Here is a 15,178-nt window from a genome sequence, read left to right on the forward strand (position 1 = left end):
TCAAAACAAAAGGTCGGAACCCTTCGAACACAATATAGTGGATCTAATATTAGAAACTCCATCTATTCGTGTTTAGGGGCCTGACCCTTTTTAACTTGCAATTATAGAGCTTTTTGTAATGCCTCAGAAACTTGCTTTAATACAGTTTTGCTAGTGTTAACAACACTTGCTGGGAAGTTTTCTCCTTCACCATACTCAACACCGTGTGGGTAGTAATATCTACCTAAAAGTGGTGTAATTAATTTGATGACTGCATGACGTCCGCCGACATCACCTTCTACAGCGTACCCTTGGATACGCAGATAATAAATCTCCCCTTTTGTTTCGATTTTGCGATCATATGTAACACGCTCATAATCCCATTGACCCGCTAAAACAAGGCCATGATCTTCCATGATTTCAGTTAGACGAGATAAATCAAGTGTTACACCTTCAATACCTGTACCTTCCATTCTCATATGTATGTCCCTCCTAAAGCCTTTTCACCATAATATATTATAGCTTAATTATCTTAAAAAGTTAAAGTGAAAATATTGTTTGCTTAGCTTAATCATGTACCATACCTTACATTGTGTAAACGCATAACAAAAAATGCACCTTAAAGAATCAAGCATCTTTTTTAATAATAGTACGAATGAATGCAACATGCAATGCAAAGTTATCAACTTTAATGGAGGGGCTTATTTTTATAGAGTTAAAACTTCCTTTATGGGTAAAACTATTCGATGAAGGAGGGTGTACAATGACTAAAACAATACAACGTTTAGTGATGCTTTTTTTATTAATTGGGCTATTTTCATTCCCGCAAAACGTTTTTGGCCAAACGACTACTCATACTGTTAGAAGCGGGGATACTCTATGGCTTATTTCACAGCGTTATCAGGTTGGCTTATCAGAAATTATAAATGCCAATCCACAGTTTAAAAATCCTAATTTAATTTATCCGGGTCAAAAGGTGAACATTCCACAAATAAGTGGAACAAAATCAATTGAACAGCAGGTGATCTCACTAACAAATGCTGAAAGACAGAAGGCGGGATTACCTCCATTAAGAGGAAATTGGGAATTATCACGAGTAGCTCGCTATAAATCTGTTGATATGAGAGACCGAAATTACTTCAGTCATACTTCACCTACATATGGGTCGCCATTTACGATGATGAAAAACTTTGGGATCTCTTACAGAACAGCAGCAGAAAATATTGCTGCTGGGCAGCGAACTCCTGAGGCAGTCGTAAAAGCGTGGATGCAGAGCCCGGGGCATCGTGCCAATATATTGAAGCGTGATGTTACAGAAATTGGTGTTGGGTATGCAAAAGGCGGTTCATATGGTCACTATTGGACACAGATGTTTATCGGAAGGTAATATAGTTTTATGTCACAATGTTATTCGGTAGACACCTTTTTTGCAGGTGTCTATTTTTTATCCACCAGATCATAAATATTTAGTATAATATAATAAGAAACCCATATTAAGATGGAGAACTTACGGATTCTTTATATTAGAAAAATCGATAAACATATACTATACTACGTTTAACAGACTATTTGGTCGGGAACAATAGTATTAATATATACACTACAAATAACTAGTATATCAATCGTCACATTTCATATAATGATAGAAAGCAGAGCTGTAAAGGAGGGGATTAAACTGCGTATTTTGATTCGAACGGTCGTCATTTTTTTAATCATCTTTTTAAGTTACACCCTATTTATCTATTTTGGCCAATATACTCCATCTGAGCAACATGAGGAAGAAAATGTTCAGATTTCGAATGAAGAATTATTAAAGGAAGAGTCTGAGAAAAAAGTTCAAACAGCTAAGCTGCCTGATGAGGGGATATTGTCCTTAATGAATAAATCCTCAGAAGAAATCACAGCTCTTTTTGGAGAACCAGACCGGATTGACCCTTCTGCGTATGATTATGATTGGTGGATTTATCAAGTGTCTGATAAGCAATACTTGCAAATCGGAATATTAGGTCAGCGGGTTGTAACTGTATATGCCATCGGTAGTGATGTCAACGCAGAGCCATTTAAAATTGGACAACCTGTCCAGGAAGTATTCAAAATTGCACCTGTTTCCCCAAGTATTTCATTAGAATATGAAGGAAATTCATACCGATTTGAATTTTCTGAGGAAGATATGAATACAAGACCTACTGTTAAGCTAGAAGATGTTTATGTGCAATTATATATTGATAAGTTTGATGGAATATTATCAAGTATACGTGTGTTGGATGCCGAAACATTCATAAAGCAGCGTTCATATGAAGTAACATATCGCGGAGAACTCATTGAAGCTGACGAAATTAGTGAAGCAAAATGGGAAAAAATAGAGAATGGGGCAGAACAACAAATTTTGTCGATAACAAATGTCATTCGTGCCCGTCATAATGTGCCCGCTGTTAAGTGGGACGATTCGACATCAGAGGTTGCCTTTTTACACAGTCAGGATATGAAGGTTAATGATTATTTCTCACATGAATCCCCAACTGAAGGAACATTAGTTGACCGGCTTGCCGATCTAGATGTGATATATGAAATGGCTGGTGAAAATATTGCCGCACAATATGTAGATGGGATAGCAGCTTCAGAGGGCTGGTTGAATAGCAAGGGACACCGTGAAACATTATTAAATGAAGAATTTACTCATTTAGGTGTAGGTGTTGATGGTTTGTATTACACGCAAAATTTTATTAAAAAATGAAAACAGCTTGAAAATTAAAAAGGGTCTGATCTCTCCAATTAACCAATATATGAATTATAGGTATCCATATATTGTACTTGGGAGATGCGACCCTTTTATTTTGGGTAAACTTCTATATATATAGTTGTACCTTTTTTGGCAATTTAACTCCGGTTTATAATAAAAAAGCTTGCAGTACTATGTGCTATTAGTGTTCCATCGTCTCGGAAAACTTTTCCTTCCGTTACAACTGTTTTATTTCCCTTATGAATAATGTTGGTTTTGCATGTTAATTCTTTTCCAACACCAGGGGCTACATAATTAATTTTTATTTCTGTGGTTACAGCAGTCTTGTTTGGAGGCAATACGTGATGAACAAGCCCCCCCATAGCTGAATCTAACAGAGTGGCAGTAATACCGCCATGGACAATTTGTAATGAATTTTGGATAATCGGAGTATTTGGGATTTTTATGGTGAAATGATTATCTTTAAATTCACCTTCCGCATGAAGGAGTGCACCGATATAAGAGCCCTTTTCATGAAATTGTTTCCTTTTTAACCCGCTGAGTAAAAGCTGAAGGACATATTGATCCTCATCATCTGCCTCTTGTAAAATCTCTTTCGTCAATTGCAATAGCTCTTCTTTTGTCATGGCTAACCCTCTCCTTTTGCTAGTGATATTTTACCAAAATATTCAATGTAGGAGCAATGATTAATTTAGTATCAAATTAAATAAAAAATGGGCGAACATTCATGTTTCTTTTTTGATAAGATATGATAGGTAAAAGCATTGAGGTGAAGATAATGGCATCGAAAAAAACACATCAATCTGTTCAACAATTTAAGGAATTTGTCAAACTGCATCCTAAGCTCGTACAAGAAGTGAGAAAAGGAAACAAAGAATGGCAGGAAGTGTTTGAGGATTGGTACTTACTTGGTGAAAATGATGAAGTTTGGAAGCAATACCGGGAAGATCATATAGAAGAGGAACAAACAGCGGAAAAAAAAACCGACATTATGTCTCAAGTGCTTGCGGCAGTAAAAAATATGGATATTAATACAGTTAACCATCATATTTCAAATATGAGCAATACAATATCAACAATACAAGGATTGTTTGATCAATTTGGATTATCAAAGGGTTCAAGACAGAGTTCATCTAATGGTAATCAACATCCTTTTTCATTTAGAAAGGATTGATCACTAATTGTGACTTCTGTAGGAGTGGTTAAATGAGAAAAGAAGTACAAGAACATATTCGCGCAAATAAAGAACGGCAAAAATTTTTAAGAGAGCAGCCAATCTGGTTCCGAAAACTTTCAAGAAATCCCACTGATTTAGAGTCATTAGAACTAAATATGATGAATTACTATCAAAAAACAATCCCCCACAAAGTTCAGCAATTTTCAAATTCAGTACAAATGGCCTCGATGATGATTGCAATGTTTCACTCGATGAGGCAACAAGACTAAACGACTTTTTATAAGTCGTTTTTGTCATTTTTTAACGACTCATGATTTTAATCTTTATGGTAAACAATACTAAAAAGGAGGCGAAACAATGAAGAGATTATTAGCTCTTTTTGTGATCATACTTTGTTTGTCAGGTTGTACAGAGGACAAGCCAAGGCCAGAAGGTTCCGTAAATGTAATCCCGATTCAAATTGCAGATGTATCAAAGGATGCTATTGAAGTTGTAAGCCAAAAAAGTCAATCACCTTTCACCATAAAACATCATGTGAGGAATAGGGCTGTTTATGTGGAATGTTATATTCCGAATTTTATATTTAAAGAAGCAGGCGGAAAAAAAGTAGCAGGTGAAGGTCATCTTACCGTCTATGTAGATGGTAAAAAAGTTGATGATATGAATACGGCAGCTTTTGTAGTAAGAGGGCTTGAACAGGGAAATCATATTATGACAGTTGAGGTTGTTCATAATGATTCCTCTAGTTATAATCTGAAAAAAACGTGGGAAGTCACCATCCAATAAACCAAACTCAAAGGGCAGATGTTTTTCATTTTTTAGCAAACGTGGTAAAATGAATGACGGAGGTGCAAATACTCTATGTTTGCTACTATGGAAAGCATGTTACTGCTTGATCAAGCAGATCATCTTGCGGAATTAGTGCTTCAATCTGAACCGGCTGAAGCATATCGCCGCAGTTATTATAGATTAAAAAATGATAAAAACGCGCAACAGCTTATTTCTCAATTTACAAAAACAAAGGATTTATATGAAGATGTCCAGCGTTTTGGTAAATATCATCCTGATTATCGAAAGATATCAAAGGAAATGAGAGATATAAAAAGAGAGCTCGATTTAAATGAGAGTGTAGCTACTTTTAAAAAAGCTGAAAATGAATTGCAAGCTTTACTTGATGAAATCAGTGTTCAAGTTGGTCAAGCCGTTTCTGAACATATTAAAGTTCCGACCGGAAATCCATTTTTTGATACAGGTTCAAGTTGCGGCGGAGGTTGTGGTTCAGGCGGAAGCTGCGGTTGCAAGGTTTCTTAAGAGGTTGTCTCAAACTAAAGAGTTAGACCCAAAAACACAATATAGGACGAAAGTTTCCTTATATTGATATTTGTTGAAGGGGATCAGCTCTTTTGAGACAGCCTCTCATTTTATGGTTAAATTTGTTTTACTAAAAATTTTTTTGATGAAATATTGTGAGAAGTGAAAATTTTTGCTAGACTTTGTATGATTGATTAGTTAGAAATTTATTTCGTCTTTTTCACTGAGTCTGGTTACAGACTTCCGACATCATTGAAAAGCGCAAGCGTTTTTCTTATTTATAAGGGAGAATCATTATGTTTGAAAAGCGACAAGGTATCGTTGTTTGGCTTCACTCATTAAAACATATAAAGATGCTTAGAAAATTCGGAAACGTCCACTATGTTTCAAAAAGGCTGAAATATGTTGTTCTATATTGCAATATGGAAATGGCGGAACAAACTGTACAAAAGCTTACATCCTATTCGTTCGTTAAACATGCAGAGCCTTCTTATAAGCCTTACTTAAAATTAGAATATGAATCCAAGGTGGATAAGGCGAAGGAATATGATTATAAGATTGGTTTATAATCTGTGACTATTATATGGTAAAAAGCAGACCTTTGGATAACTAAAGGTCTGCTTTTATTAAAATTAACAGAATGCCAATCAATAAGCTATTGTAATGGCGGGATATAATGATTCAGTCTTAGGATCCCAATTAGATACTGATAATATAGGTCCAGTTCATTAAACATTGTAGATGGCTTAACAGTAATTTGAATAATCTCCTTATTTAAAAAGGAAGCTATCTCTTCAAACAACTCATATCGTTTATTTTGCGTGAAGTTAGGGTTTGGAATTCCTTCTCGGCATATATAGAGCGCTTGAAAATTCCCTGGATCAGTAGGCCGCATAACTACAACTAAAGAAGAAACTTCACGTTCATTTACTTTTGTATGTAAGGCAATCAGTTTCGATACACGGTGTTTATTTGCTTTGGCATTTTCAATAAGTTCATAAATATCTGAGTAGCCTTCACCCATTTCTATAAATCGTTGAATCATTGTCCTTCCCCCTAACAAGTAAAATTTTTTTGTTTATTTAAATGTCCGACACATTACTATATCATGAAGAGAAATAAATGAGAAGAATAGAGAAAATTTTTAAGGAATAAATAAAAAAACCCTGCAAATATTCTCTGCAGGGTCCTTCAATACCTTTTAACGATAAAAGGTTGAAGGCAAAGGGAGAGGAGAAACCGGAGGAAGAACTTATGGGGAAACGTAAGTCTTCTCCGCGGTTGGCAACAACATCAACGAATCGATGTTGTTACTATTCATTATCACCAATTGGTTTTTCCATATACATAAATGTTAAAATTTTTCTTTTTCGATTCAAATAGGTTACATATTGTATCCTATTAAATGCGTATGGTAGGATAAAGCTTGGATATATTTTAACCTAATAAAGTTTTTCTATTTTATGATGTTAATTTAAAAAGTAGTGGTGAAAGAAATGAGAGTAGTATCAGGTCAATATAAAGGCAGGCCATTAAAAGCAGTTCCCGGTGTTACGACGAGACCTACAACAGATAAAGTGAAGGAAGCCATTTTCAATATGGTTGGCCCATATTTTGAAGGAGGAATTGCCCTTGATTTGTTTGCTGGAAGCGGAGGCTTGGGCATTGAGGCCATTAGCCGCGGTATCGAGCGCTGCATTTTCGTAGATCGTGAACAAAAGGCGATTCAAACGATACATAAAAATCTTGAGGCATGTCATGCTGAAGATGCCGCTGAAGTATATCGAAATGATGCAGAGCGGGCATTAAAAGCGATTATAAAACGTGAGCTTCGATTTGATTTAATCTTTTTAGATCCGCCGTATAAGCAACAAAAATTGAAAGCGCTTATCAGCTCGATTGGAGAAAATCTTTTGTTGCAGAAAAATGGATTTATTATTACGGAACATGCCGCAGATGTACAATTACCTGAGGGGATTTCTCAATTTTCTTTAATGAAAAATGAAACTTACGGCATGACCAAAATATCCATTTACGGATATAAGAGTCGTTTAGAGGAGGAATAAATGATGGGAAGCATAGCAGTATGTCCAGGAAGCTTCGATCCAATTACATACGGACATTTAGATATTATTAAAAGAGGTGCAAAGGTATTTGATCAAGTATATGTTTGTGTATTAAACAATTCCTCAAAACAGCCCTTATTTTCAGTAGAAGAGCGTTGTGAATTAATTAGGGAAGTAACAAAGGAACTCCCAAATGTGATTGTTGAGTCATATAAAGGACTGCTTATCGATTATGCTCGTGAAAAGCAAGCGAAATCCATTTTAAGAGGTCTTCGTGCAGTATCCGATTTTGAATATGAGATGCAAATTACCTCTATGAACAGAGTGCTTGACGATCAAATTGAAACTTTTTTCATGATGACAAATAATCAATATTCATTTTTAAGTTCCAGCATTGTAAAAGAGGTTGCTAAATTTAAAGGGAATATTGCGGAGCTAGTGCCTGAAGCAGTTGAAAAGGCATTGAAAAGTAAATTTAACGAATAAGGGTGAGGGGAATCCTCACCTTTATTTGTTATCATGTAGTCTTCGTAAACACATTCCGCTTACCGTATAAATAAATATAAACAAACAATGAAATAATGGTGATAAGCGGGCCGATATGAATCGTAACTTCCCAGTAATCTTTTGCCCAATCAGGACTATGTTCCATTAAGAAGACAGGCAGTGAATTTGAGTGTTCGGCTTTTAAATCTAAATACAGGGGCTTAAATAAAAAGAATGCGATAATAGATGAGTAGATTCCCTGTAAAATTCGTGCAATAAAAAAGGGCTGAAAACGAATATCTGTCTCTGCTAAAATACTTGCTACCTGTGCCTGGATTGATAAGCCGCCAAAGGCTAAAATAAAGCTTGCAATCATCACCTTATCTAATAAATCCGCGGCTGCTTTACTGACGAGCTGATTCCCTAGCGTAATTTCAAAGATTCCGGTAATAAGAGGCACACTTAAACTTGTAGCAAGATGTAATAGCGATAGTAGTCCTGAAAAAACAGCTGCTAACCATGCGGTGACATGAACCAGCGCTAAAATCTGATTAAAAACAGAAAAAAGAATGATAAAGCCTCCGATCATAAGCAATGTTTGGATCGACGATATTACTGCATCACCCAGCATTTTTCCTAAAGGACGTGTTTCGTTGATCCTTGTTACATGCAATTCTTTAAAGGCAAGTTTTAGTGAAGGCAATAATTTGTATTTTTTTCCTCTCTCAAATTGTTTTTCTGATCCTCCATAAAATCTCATCGTTAATCCTACACATAAATTACCTAAGTAATGGGCGGAAGCTAATAAAAATCCAAGTGACGGCTCACCGAAAAAGCCAACAGCAACTGCACCGAAAATAAATAAAGGATTTGAAGAGCTGGTAAATGAAACTAAACGTTCTGCTTGTATGGAAGTAATTTGCTTTTCTTGTCGTATTCTAGCTGTCAGCTTTGCTCCAGCCGGATTCCCTGAGGCCATTCCCATTGCCCAAACAAAGCCTCCCACACCAGGTACCCGAAATATCGGCCGCATTAACGGTTCAAGCAAAACACCGATAAACTTCACAACTCCAAATCCTATTAGTAATTCTGATACAATAAAAAAAGGCAATAAAGATGGGAATACAACCTCCCACCAAATCTTTAATCCTCTAGTTGATGCAACAAGTGATTGTTCTGGATTGAGGATAATGGCAACCGTTAGCCCGCCGATAAAAATAGCGATAAAAATGGTTTTCAGGTTTGAAAGACTCAAAATGATGCCCCCTAAAATCTGAATGCATTTGTACGGTAGTAAATATGTGAAAGAATTCTATGTTTGTCGTACAACCTCTTTATTTCAATATACGAGAATAGGTGTGCATTTTAGACCATAAGAATGTCGTATATCTTATTTAGAAAAGAATTTTGGATGAATCCGCTCATTTAATCATAACTTAATATAAAAAAATTTTTTCTTGAAGGAACCTTTCCTTCAACCAAAAGGAGGGCATCCCCTTGACGAAGGAGCCAAAAATCGGTCTAGCGCTTGGGTCAGGTGGAGCAAGAGGGTTTGCGCATTTGGGGGTATTGAAGGTTTTACGAGATTCAGGGATTCAGGTTGATTTAATCGCTGGAAGCAGCATGGGGGCACTTGTTGGATGTTTTTATGCTTCTGGATTAAGTATAGAAAGAATGTATCAATTTGCCTTAGCTTTCAAACGAAAGTATTATTTAGATTTTACGGTTCCGAAAATGGGCTTTATTGCAGGTAACCGGGTAAAGGAATTGATCCGTTTATTTACACATCGTAAGACGTTTTCAGAATTAGACATTCCGGTTGCGGTAGTCGCAACAGACTTATATGATGGTAGTAAGGTTATTTTTAAGGATGGTCCTGTGGCAGATGCTGTCAGAGCAAGTATTGCAATCCCTGGTATTTTTGTGCCTGAAAAAATAAATGGTAAACTATTAGTTGATGGAGGTGTTGTCGATCGGGTTCCTGTTTCAGTCGTAAAAGAAATGGGCGCAGACATCATCATTGCAGTAGATGTATCACATGTAAAACGAAATGAAGAGATTACGTCAATATTTGATGTCATCATGCAAAGTCTTGATATAATGCAAGATGAGCTAGTACACCATCGGGAAATAGCTTCAGATATAATGATTCGGCCGTATGTAGAACAATATAGCTCCCGCGCTTTTACTAATATTAAAGAAATAATTGAAATAGGTGAGAAGGAAGCCTTGCAGCATGTTGAAAAAATACATACACTTATTGCAAAGTGGAAGGAGACTAATTTTTGTGAAGAGTAAGACTTTTATACGTTCCATTATTTTGCTAGCAATGATTGTACTTATCATGACCTTTATAAAGCTTCCTTATTATGTGACACAGCCAGGAATGGCTTCAGAACTGGAACCGATTATCGAGGTTGAAAACGGATATAAGGATGAAGAGGGGAGTTTTTCTTTAACAACTGTCCGCTTTGGTAGGGCAAATCCGATTACTTATATATGGGCAAAGCTGAATGATTTTTATTATATTCACCCGCTAGAGGAGATTAAAAGAGAAGAAGAGTCAGATGAAGAATATTTTAAAAGGCAATTACATATGATGGAGGCTTCACAGGAAGCAGCGATTTCTGTTGCTTACAAAAAAGCAAATAAGCCGGTGCATTATTCATTCAATGGGATCTATGTTGACGGAATTATCGATGATATGCCGGCAGCAGAGGTTCTTAAGGTTGGGGATCGTATATTTAAAGTAGATCAGCAGGAGTTTCAAACAGCTGAACAATTTATTGAATATGTAGCGCAAAAGAAAGCTGGGGAGGAAATATCGATTACCTTTGAACGAGATGAAGAACAAAAACAAGAGAAGATAAAGCTTGCAGCTTTTAAAGATGAGCCTACTAAAGTTGGGATTGGAATTTCTTTAGTAACAGATCGCAAACTAGAGGTAGAGCCTAATATAAAACTCGATACAGAGGAAATAGGCGGCCCTTCTGCCGGATTAATGATGTCACTGGAAATATATAATCAGTTAACAAAAGGTGATTTAACAAAAGGCTATGAAATTGCAGGGACTGGAACAATTAATACGGAAGGGGAAGTAGGACCAATCGGAGGGATTTCTCAAAAGATTGTTGCTGCTGATCATGCTGGAATTGATATTTTCTTTGCACCTAATGAAAAGGATAGCCCTGCATCGAATTACAAAGAGGCGGTAAAAGCAGGAGAAAAAATCAATACAGATATGAAGATCATTCCGATCGATACGTTTGATGAAGTGGTCGAATATCTAATAAATCTTAAAGAGAAAGGATAGTCTTTATTATCCCTTCTCTTTTAATATCATTTAAAGTCTAATGGGCGGGGTTGCATATTCTTCCTTTAAAAGCTTGGTGCGAAGTGGTTCAGAAAATATCATGTTATATGCAGCTGATGCCCTAATATCAATCTCTAACAATGGATGCTGAAATGTTGAAAGTTTCGAAACGATCGGTAGTTCGATTTGTTTTTTTACAGCATTCAAATATTCCTGTCCCTTTATTGACATACCTAATAGCCTAATATATGGGGCTGTCTCACCTTCGTTGATATAGCTAATCTGCTGTTTAGTCGTTCTCGTTAAAATATGGGTACATAGTCTTTGAAGCCTTGTCCATGTATATCGTTTTGTTTTGAGTTGTTCCATGAAATGCTGAAAGCTTTCTGAGGATTGAATGATTTTTTTGATTCTGTTTTCCAGCCCTTCTTCTGCTTCGTAAATGGTAAGCAGCTCCTCCGAACTCATTGTTATCAAGGTGTATTTTAAGAAGTCAAAATAATGTTCCCAATTATGTAACAATCCAAAATGACTTTTATATTGATTCATTATTTGAAGCGTATCATTTGGGACATAATTCGTAATAGACCCTTCTTTTGAAAATATAGCTTTTCTAATACTAGTTGCACTTGCAATTGAAGGAGAAACAAAGTTTTGTTCATGATAACCTGCAGCAGTCCGTTTAATTGTGTATGGTTTTATTTTGGCTTGCTGTCGGTTAATGGCTTTCACATAATAATAACCAAGGATATTATTTGGCAAAGACAAGTCAAGTATGTCTTGTCCATTGGATATCTCCTGGAAGGCAAGTGTTAAGGCTGAAGGATAACTCACACCAGTTTTCATATATTTTTTGATAAAGTGATTATATTGTTCTTTGTGATGCAAAAGAAATTCATTCGCTTCTAAAAAAGGGTAGATTTCCCCAGACTCACTTCCAAAACAAAGTGATCGACAATGTAATGCTTCTAATATCGAAACCGCACCACTCGCAAATGTCTCTGCCTTTTGTGTTGCAAAAGCATAAGGAAGCTCAACCACTATATCAATGCCACAATGCAATGCCATTTTCGCCCTTTCCCACTTCGAAACAATAGCAGGTTCTCCTCTTTGCAAAAAGTTTCCGCTCATCACTGCAATAACAATATCCGCATTTGTTTTTTTTATGGATTGTATTAAGTGATAATAATGACCATTATGAAAAGGATTATATTCAACAACTAGACCTAAAGCGTGCACAAGATCACCACTTTTTTTATAGTATCGATTTTCATTATACAGCAAAGAATGATTGAACTTAAACTTAATATCATAATAGCTTGAAATGACTTTACAGGATGTTTAAAATAAGACATGTTAATAAGAAATCGTAAGGCGCTTAGCATTCGGCGACAATCATAAGGCGAATAGGAATAGAAGGTGTTCTTTACCTTCAATTCCTATTTGACTAGACCCTATAGGCAGTTAACTACGCTACATCCTGTCGCATTAACTGCACTTGCACGTCCTGTGCTTCGCCGATGGCGCCTGGAGCTAGACACTAAAACTAAGTACAAAAAGTTATGCTTACTTACATTGTTAAAAAAGCATTTTTCATCAATACTAACACTGTAAAGAAAAAATATTGACAAATATTATTACGAAGGCTATAATTACCTTTGTTGCCTTGAGGTGATAACATGTTGAAATGGACAATTAGTCAACTACATCAATTGCAAAGCAAGGGATTGAGGATTGATGAAGAAATTGATTTAAGTGAACTGATCACAAGTCATAAAGATATTCGTGATCTTTCTCTAGTAAACGTAAACGGAAGAGCGGATATTAGCTCGACCAAGGTAACGTTTCATTTGTCAATTTCAGGTTCAATGGTTCTGCCTTGTTCTCGAACATTAGTGGATGTTCAGTATCCATTTTCAATTGATACAACTGAAACAATTTTATTAAAACCAGCAGATTATGATACGGATGAGGATTTTTATCTTGCTGAAGGTGAAATGGTTGATTTAACACCTGTTATTAAAGAATTAATCCTATTAGAAATTCCGATACAGGTATTCTGTGATGATGGTACAAATGAAGAAGGCGCTGCTCCGCAATCAGGGAAAGACTGGCAAGTTATTTCTGAAGAAGAACAGAAAGACAAGGTTGACCCGCGTTTGGCCGGTTTGGCAAAATTCTTCGAAAATGAGGATAGCTAAATTAAATTAGCTTATAACAAAATCGAAACCGACTTTCATCGGTTTGAATGCAACGCTCTTTAAGGAGGTGGGAATAATGGCTGTACCTTTTAGAAGAACTTCTAAAACAAGAAAAAGACTACGTCGTACGCATTTTAAATTACAAGTACCTGGTATGGTAGAATGCCCAAATTGCGGTGAAAGCAAACTTGCTCACCGTGTATGTAAAGCATGTGGAACATACAAAGGAAAAGACGTTGTGAACAAATAATTATTTGTTACAGCTAATAAAAGCGTGAGGATCAATGATCTTCACGCTTTTATTTTTTAGAAAAATTACTCTAAAACAGGCTTAATACGGAGTAATTCAAGAATAAATCAATCCTTAGTGTGCCGAAAACCTTGTTGAAAAAAAGTTTCATATCATAAGTTTACCTTTATATGTGTTACATCATTATGTTTATTTGAAAAAGACTGACACCATAGTATTTCTTTGCTTTATCAAGGCAATCTGAGCATTTTTGCTTTTTCTTTTACAAGTAATAGATTGTATTTAGTCTATCTATTCTAGTAGTTGCATATGTATAGAAAAAAAGTGACTATTGGAGGGATTATAGATGACTACTACGCGTCAAGATGCTTGGACACATGATGAGGATTTATTATTAGCGGAAGTTGTGCTAAGACATATCCGCGAAGGTGCAACACAGCTTGCGGCATTTGAGGAAGTAGGCAGAAAGTTATCGAGAACAGCTGCTGCCTGCGGGTTTCGCTGGAATTCTCATGTCCGTAAACAGTATAAGACGGGGATTGAGGTTGCGAAAAAACAGAGAAAAGAACTGAGAACCCTTCCTCAGCAAAAGGAAGAGCCAGTGGAGAAGCAGAATGTAAAAGAAGTAAGCAATACGCAAACTGGACAATCAAAAAATACCATTAAAGAACTTATTTCATTTCTTCAGCAATACGAGGAAGCTCCATCTGTCCAAGAAATTCAACAAGAAAATCAACATTTAAAAGGGAAAATACGTGAATTAGAAGAAAAAGTAGCAACTCTTCAACAAGAAAAGGAAACACTGACAAATCATTTAGCCGTTATTGAAGAGGATTATCATGCATTGATTGAAATTATGGATCGTGCGAGAAAAATGGTCATTCTTCAAGAGGACGAGAGAAATAGAAAAGTAAAATTCCAAATGGATAAAAACGGAAATTTAGAGAGAGTAGAGAAATAATTGAGAGGGGGCTGATGCATGTCAGCCCTCTGTCTATTCGGTAGGATCACTTTTATTATTGTTGTTGTTCCGTTACCCCAGCAGGATACCATACTAATGGATTTTCACCCTTATCACGTTCCATATCATATTTAACTGGCTCAAACCCCATTTTTGACCAAAAATCCCCAGATTTTACCCGCGGGTTCGTTTTAATAGGCAAATTAAATGATTTTGCATATTCAACAAGTGCTCTGCCATAGCCATTCCCTTGATAACCAGGTAAAACCTCAAGCTTCCAAAGCTCTAAATAATCCTGCTTCGGACTAAAATATTGATCAAATTTTTTGTCCACACGGTAAAGACTCATTCGTGCAACAAGCTTATCGCCAAAATAAATCCCATAAAAAGGTGAGTCGCTGTCGTTTTCAATCATATTTGATTGAAGATCCTCAAGCATGGAAAGCTCTTGAATGCCATACTCTCTAAATTTCTTAAATTCCTCCAAGGTTTTATAATTAACTAACAATCTTTCAACTTTAAACATGATTTATTCCCCCTTGATGCAAATCAAATATTAAGAATATTTTAATTTAACATGAAAATAAGCTACTATATATTATAGCATGACACTTATCATTAATGCAGCTTAATAAGTTAATCGCTTTCAACTATTTGAGCGCTTTACGAATGGGAATTACATTTTCAATCATTA

The 15,178-nt window shown here is 36.0% G+C and carries 20 protein-coding genes; 14 read left to right on the forward strand and 6 right to left on the reverse strand.

Annotation, left to right across the window (positions count from 1 at the left end; genetic code table 11):
- Nucleotides 1-101 precede the first annotated feature (101 nt).
- Complete coding sequence (locus tag ACSVDH_RS10795; RefSeq protein ID WP_299086915.1) at nucleotides 102-458, reverse strand: YugN family protein; 357 nt, start codon at nucleotides 456-458, stop codon at nucleotides 102-104.
- Nucleotides 459-769: 311 nt separating this feature from the next.
- Between ACSVDH_RS10795 and ACSVDH_RS10800 the strand changes: the two genes are divergently transcribed.
- Together ACSVDH_RS10800 and ACSVDH_RS10805 are read left to right on the forward strand one after the other, a co-directional pair.
- Complete coding sequence (locus ACSVDH_RS10800; RefSeq protein WP_439249794.1) at nucleotides 770-1,366, forward strand: YkwD family sporulation-associated protein; 597 nt, start codon at nucleotides 770-772, stop codon at nucleotides 1,364-1,366.
- A 288-nt stretch (nucleotides 1,367-1,654) separates the two neighbouring features.
- Complete coding sequence (locus ACSVDH_RS10805) at nucleotides 1,655-2,713, forward strand: CAP domain-containing protein (protein ID WP_299087121.1); 1,059 nt, start codon at nucleotides 1,655-1,657, stop codon at nucleotides 2,711-2,713.
- 143 nt (nucleotides 2,714-2,856) lie between these two features.
- Here the strand turns inward: ACSVDH_RS10805 and ACSVDH_RS10810 are convergent, their stop codons facing one another.
- Nucleotides 2,857-3,345 (reverse strand): PaaI family thioesterase, encoded by a 489-nt coding sequence (locus tag ACSVDH_RS10810; RefSeq protein ID WP_299086917.1) that lies wholly within the window; start codon nucleotides 3,343-3,345, stop codon nucleotides 2,857-2,859.
- Nucleotides 3,346-3,497: 152 nt separating this feature from the next.
- Here ACSVDH_RS10810 and ACSVDH_RS10815 point away from each other — a divergent pair, with 152 nt between their 5' ends.
- The 5 genes from ACSVDH_RS10815 (at nucleotide 3,498) to ACSVDH_RS10835 (ending at nucleotide 5,776) form a co-directional block, all read left to right on the forward strand.
- A complete protein-coding gene (locus ACSVDH_RS10815) occupies nucleotides 3,498-3,893 on the forward strand; it encodes a YlbD family protein (protein ID WP_439249407.1) in 396 nt (131 codons plus the stop codon).
- Between the two features lie 32 nt (nucleotides 3,894-3,925).
- On the forward strand, nucleotides 3,926-4,165 hold the full coding sequence (locus ACSVDH_RS10820; RefSeq protein ID WP_299086921.1) for a YlbE-like family protein: 240 nt from the start codon (nucleotides 3,926-3,928) through the stop codon (nucleotides 4,163-4,165).
- A gap of 88 nt (nucleotides 4,166-4,253) precedes the next feature.
- Entirely contained in the window at nucleotides 4,254-4,682 is a 429-nt protein-coding gene (locus ACSVDH_RS10825; protein WP_439249408.1) for a hypothetical protein, read from the forward strand.
- Nucleotides 4,683-4,757: 75 nt separating this feature from the next.
- Entirely contained in the window at nucleotides 4,758-5,207 is a 450-nt protein-coding gene (locus ACSVDH_RS10830) for a YlbF/YmcA family competence regulator (RefSeq protein ID WP_299086924.1), read from the forward strand.
- A 296-nt stretch (nucleotides 5,208-5,503) separates the two neighbouring features.
- Nucleotides 5,504-5,776 carry a YlbG family protein gene (locus ACSVDH_RS10835; RefSeq protein ID WP_299086925.1) on the forward strand — a complete coding sequence of 91 codons (273 nt, stop codon included), beginning with the start codon at nucleotides 5,504-5,506 and terminating at the stop codon, nucleotides 5,774-5,776.
- 86 nt (nucleotides 5,777-5,862) lie between these two features.
- Here ACSVDH_RS10835 and ACSVDH_RS10840 read toward each other — a convergent pair whose 3' ends face one another.
- The gene (locus tag ACSVDH_RS10840; protein ID WP_439249410.1) at nucleotides 5,863-6,252 is read right to left on the reverse strand and encodes a DUF7147 family protein; all 390 of its coding nucleotides are present in this window, start codon (nucleotides 6,250-6,252) and stop codon (nucleotides 5,863-5,865) included.
- Nucleotides 6,253-6,703: 451 nt separating this feature from the next.
- Here ACSVDH_RS10840 and rsmD point away from each other — a divergent pair, with 451 nt between their 5' ends.
- On the forward strand, nucleotides 6,704-7,273 hold the full coding sequence (gene rsmD / locus ACSVDH_RS10845) for a 16S rRNA (guanine(966)-N(2))-methyltransferase RsmD (protein ID WP_439249411.1): 570 nt from the start codon (nucleotides 6,704-6,706) through the stop codon (nucleotides 7,271-7,273).
- Nucleotides 7,274-7,276: 3 nt separating this feature from the next.
- Nucleotides 7,277-7,759, forward strand: a complete 483-nt coding sequence (gene coaD / locus ACSVDH_RS10850; RefSeq protein ID WP_299086930.1) for a pantetheine-phosphate adenylyltransferase — start codon at nucleotides 7,277-7,279, stop codon at nucleotides 7,757-7,759.
- Nucleotides 7,760-7,790: 31 nt separating this feature from the next.
- On the opposite strand, the gene spoVV is transcribed toward coaD, so the two are convergent.
- Nucleotides 7,791-9,014 carry a dipicolinic acid transporter SpoVV gene (gene spoVV / locus ACSVDH_RS10855; protein ID WP_299086931.1) on the reverse strand — a complete coding sequence of 408 codons (1,224 nt, stop codon included), beginning with the start codon at nucleotides 9,012-9,014 and terminating at the stop codon, nucleotides 7,791-7,793.
- A gap of 242 nt (nucleotides 9,015-9,256) precedes the next feature.
- Here spoVV and ACSVDH_RS10860 point away from each other — a divergent pair, with 242 nt between their 5' ends.
- Together ACSVDH_RS10860 and ACSVDH_RS10865 are read left to right on the forward strand one after the other, a co-directional pair.
- Nucleotides 9,257-10,057: a patatin-like phospholipase family protein gene (locus tag ACSVDH_RS10860; RefSeq protein WP_439249412.1), complete on the forward strand. Its 801-nt coding sequence runs from the start codon at nucleotides 9,257-9,259 to the stop codon at nucleotides 10,055-10,057.
- Nucleotides 10,047-11,072, forward strand: coding sequence for a SepM family pheromone-processing serine protease (locus ACSVDH_RS10865; protein ID WP_439249413.1), 1,026 nt, complete (start codon nucleotides 10,047-10,049; stop codon nucleotides 11,070-11,072). The genes ACSVDH_RS10860 and ACSVDH_RS10865 overlap by 11 nt, the downstream gene beginning before the upstream one ends.
- Before the next feature lie 30 nt (nucleotides 11,073-11,102).
- Here the strand turns inward: ACSVDH_RS10865 and ACSVDH_RS10870 are convergent, their stop codons facing one another.
- Complete coding sequence (locus ACSVDH_RS10870) at nucleotides 11,103-12,311, reverse strand: nucleotidyltransferase (RefSeq protein WP_439249414.1); 1,209 nt, start codon at nucleotides 12,309-12,311, stop codon at nucleotides 11,103-11,105.
- A gap of 443 nt (nucleotides 12,312-12,754) precedes the next feature.
- On the opposite strand from ACSVDH_RS10870, the gene ACSVDH_RS10875 reads away from it, so the two are divergent.
- From ACSVDH_RS10875 to ACSVDH_RS10885, 3 genes are all read left to right on the forward strand, one after another.
- Complete coding sequence (locus ACSVDH_RS10875; RefSeq protein ID WP_439249415.1) at nucleotides 12,755-13,273, forward strand: YceD family protein; 519 nt, start codon at nucleotides 12,755-12,757, stop codon at nucleotides 13,271-13,273.
- Nucleotides 13,274-13,349: 76 nt separating this feature from the next.
- Complete coding sequence (gene rpmF / locus ACSVDH_RS10880) at nucleotides 13,350-13,523, forward strand: 50S ribosomal protein L32 (RefSeq protein ID WP_046511069.1); 174 nt, start codon at nucleotides 13,350-13,352, stop codon at nucleotides 13,521-13,523.
- 346 nt (nucleotides 13,524-13,869) lie between these two features.
- Nucleotides 13,870-14,484: an RsfA family transcriptional regulator gene (locus ACSVDH_RS10885; protein WP_439249416.1), complete on the forward strand. Its 615-nt coding sequence runs from the start codon at nucleotides 13,870-13,872 to the stop codon at nucleotides 14,482-14,484.
- Between the two features lie 55 nt (nucleotides 14,485-14,539).
- Here ACSVDH_RS10885 and ACSVDH_RS10890 read toward each other — a convergent pair whose 3' ends face one another.
- Nucleotides 14,540-15,010: an N-acetyltransferase gene (locus ACSVDH_RS10890; RefSeq protein ID WP_299086941.1), complete on the reverse strand. Its 471-nt coding sequence runs from the start codon at nucleotides 15,008-15,010 to the stop codon at nucleotides 14,540-14,542.
- Nucleotides 15,011-15,178: the final 168 nt, after the last annotated feature.

The organism is Metabacillus sp. Hm71 (assembly GCF_051842955.2).
In the GTDB taxonomy this organism is placed as follows: domain Bacteria; phylum Bacillota; class Bacilli; order Bacillales; family Bacillaceae; genus Metabacillus.

Excerpts from the sequence above, each read along its gene's own strand:
- ACSVDH_RS10890 (WP_299086941.1), bottom strand. The coding sequence starts at position 15,010 with ATGTTTAAAGTTGAAAGATTGTTAGTTAATTATAAAACCTTGGAGGAA.
- rsmD (WP_439249411.1), top strand. The coding sequence starts at position 6,704 with ATGAGAGTAGTATCAGGTCAATATAAAGGCAGGCCATTAAAAGCAGTT.
- ACSVDH_RS10810 (WP_299086917.1), bottom strand. The coding sequence starts at position 3,345 with ATGACAAAAGAAGAGCTATTGCAATTGACGAAAGAGATTTTACAAGAG.
- ACSVDH_RS10825 (WP_439249408.1), top strand. The coding sequence starts at position 4,254 with ATGAAGAGATTATTAGCTCTTTTTGTGATCATACTTTGTTTGTCAGGT.
- ACSVDH_RS10800 (WP_439249794.1), top strand. The coding sequence starts at position 770 with ATGCTTTTTTTATTAATTGGGCTATTTTCATTCCCGCAAAACGTTTTT.
- ACSVDH_RS10830 (WP_299086924.1), top strand. The coding sequence starts at position 4,758 with ATGTTTGCTACTATGGAAAGCATGTTACTGCTTGATCAAGCAGATCAT.
- ACSVDH_RS10835 (WP_299086925.1), top strand. The coding sequence starts at position 5,504 with ATGTTTGAAAAGCGACAAGGTATCGTTGTTTGGCTTCACTCATTAAAA.
- coaD (WP_299086930.1), top strand. The coding sequence starts at position 7,277 with ATGGGAAGCATAGCAGTATGTCCAGGAAGCTTCGATCCAATTACATAC.
- ACSVDH_RS10840 (WP_439249410.1), bottom strand. The coding sequence starts at position 6,252 with ATGATTCAACGATTTATAGAAATGGGTGAAGGCTACTCAGATATTTAT.
- ACSVDH_RS10885 (WP_439249416.1), top strand. The coding sequence starts at position 13,870 with ATGACTACTACGCGTCAAGATGCTTGGACACATGATGAGGATTTATTA.
- ACSVDH_RS10795 (WP_299086915.1), bottom strand. The coding sequence starts at position 458 with ATGAGAATGGAAGGTACAGGTATTGAAGGTGTAACACTTGATTTATCT.
- ACSVDH_RS10815 (WP_439249407.1), top strand. The coding sequence starts at position 3,498 with ATGGCATCGAAAAAAACACATCAATCTGTTCAACAATTTAAGGAATTT.
- rpmF (WP_046511069.1), top strand. The coding sequence starts at position 13,350 with ATGGCTGTACCTTTTAGAAGAACTTCTAAAACAAGAAAAAGACTACGT.
- ACSVDH_RS10820 (WP_299086921.1), top strand. The coding sequence starts at position 3,926 with ATGAGAAAAGAAGTACAAGAACATATTCGCGCAAATAAAGAACGGCAA.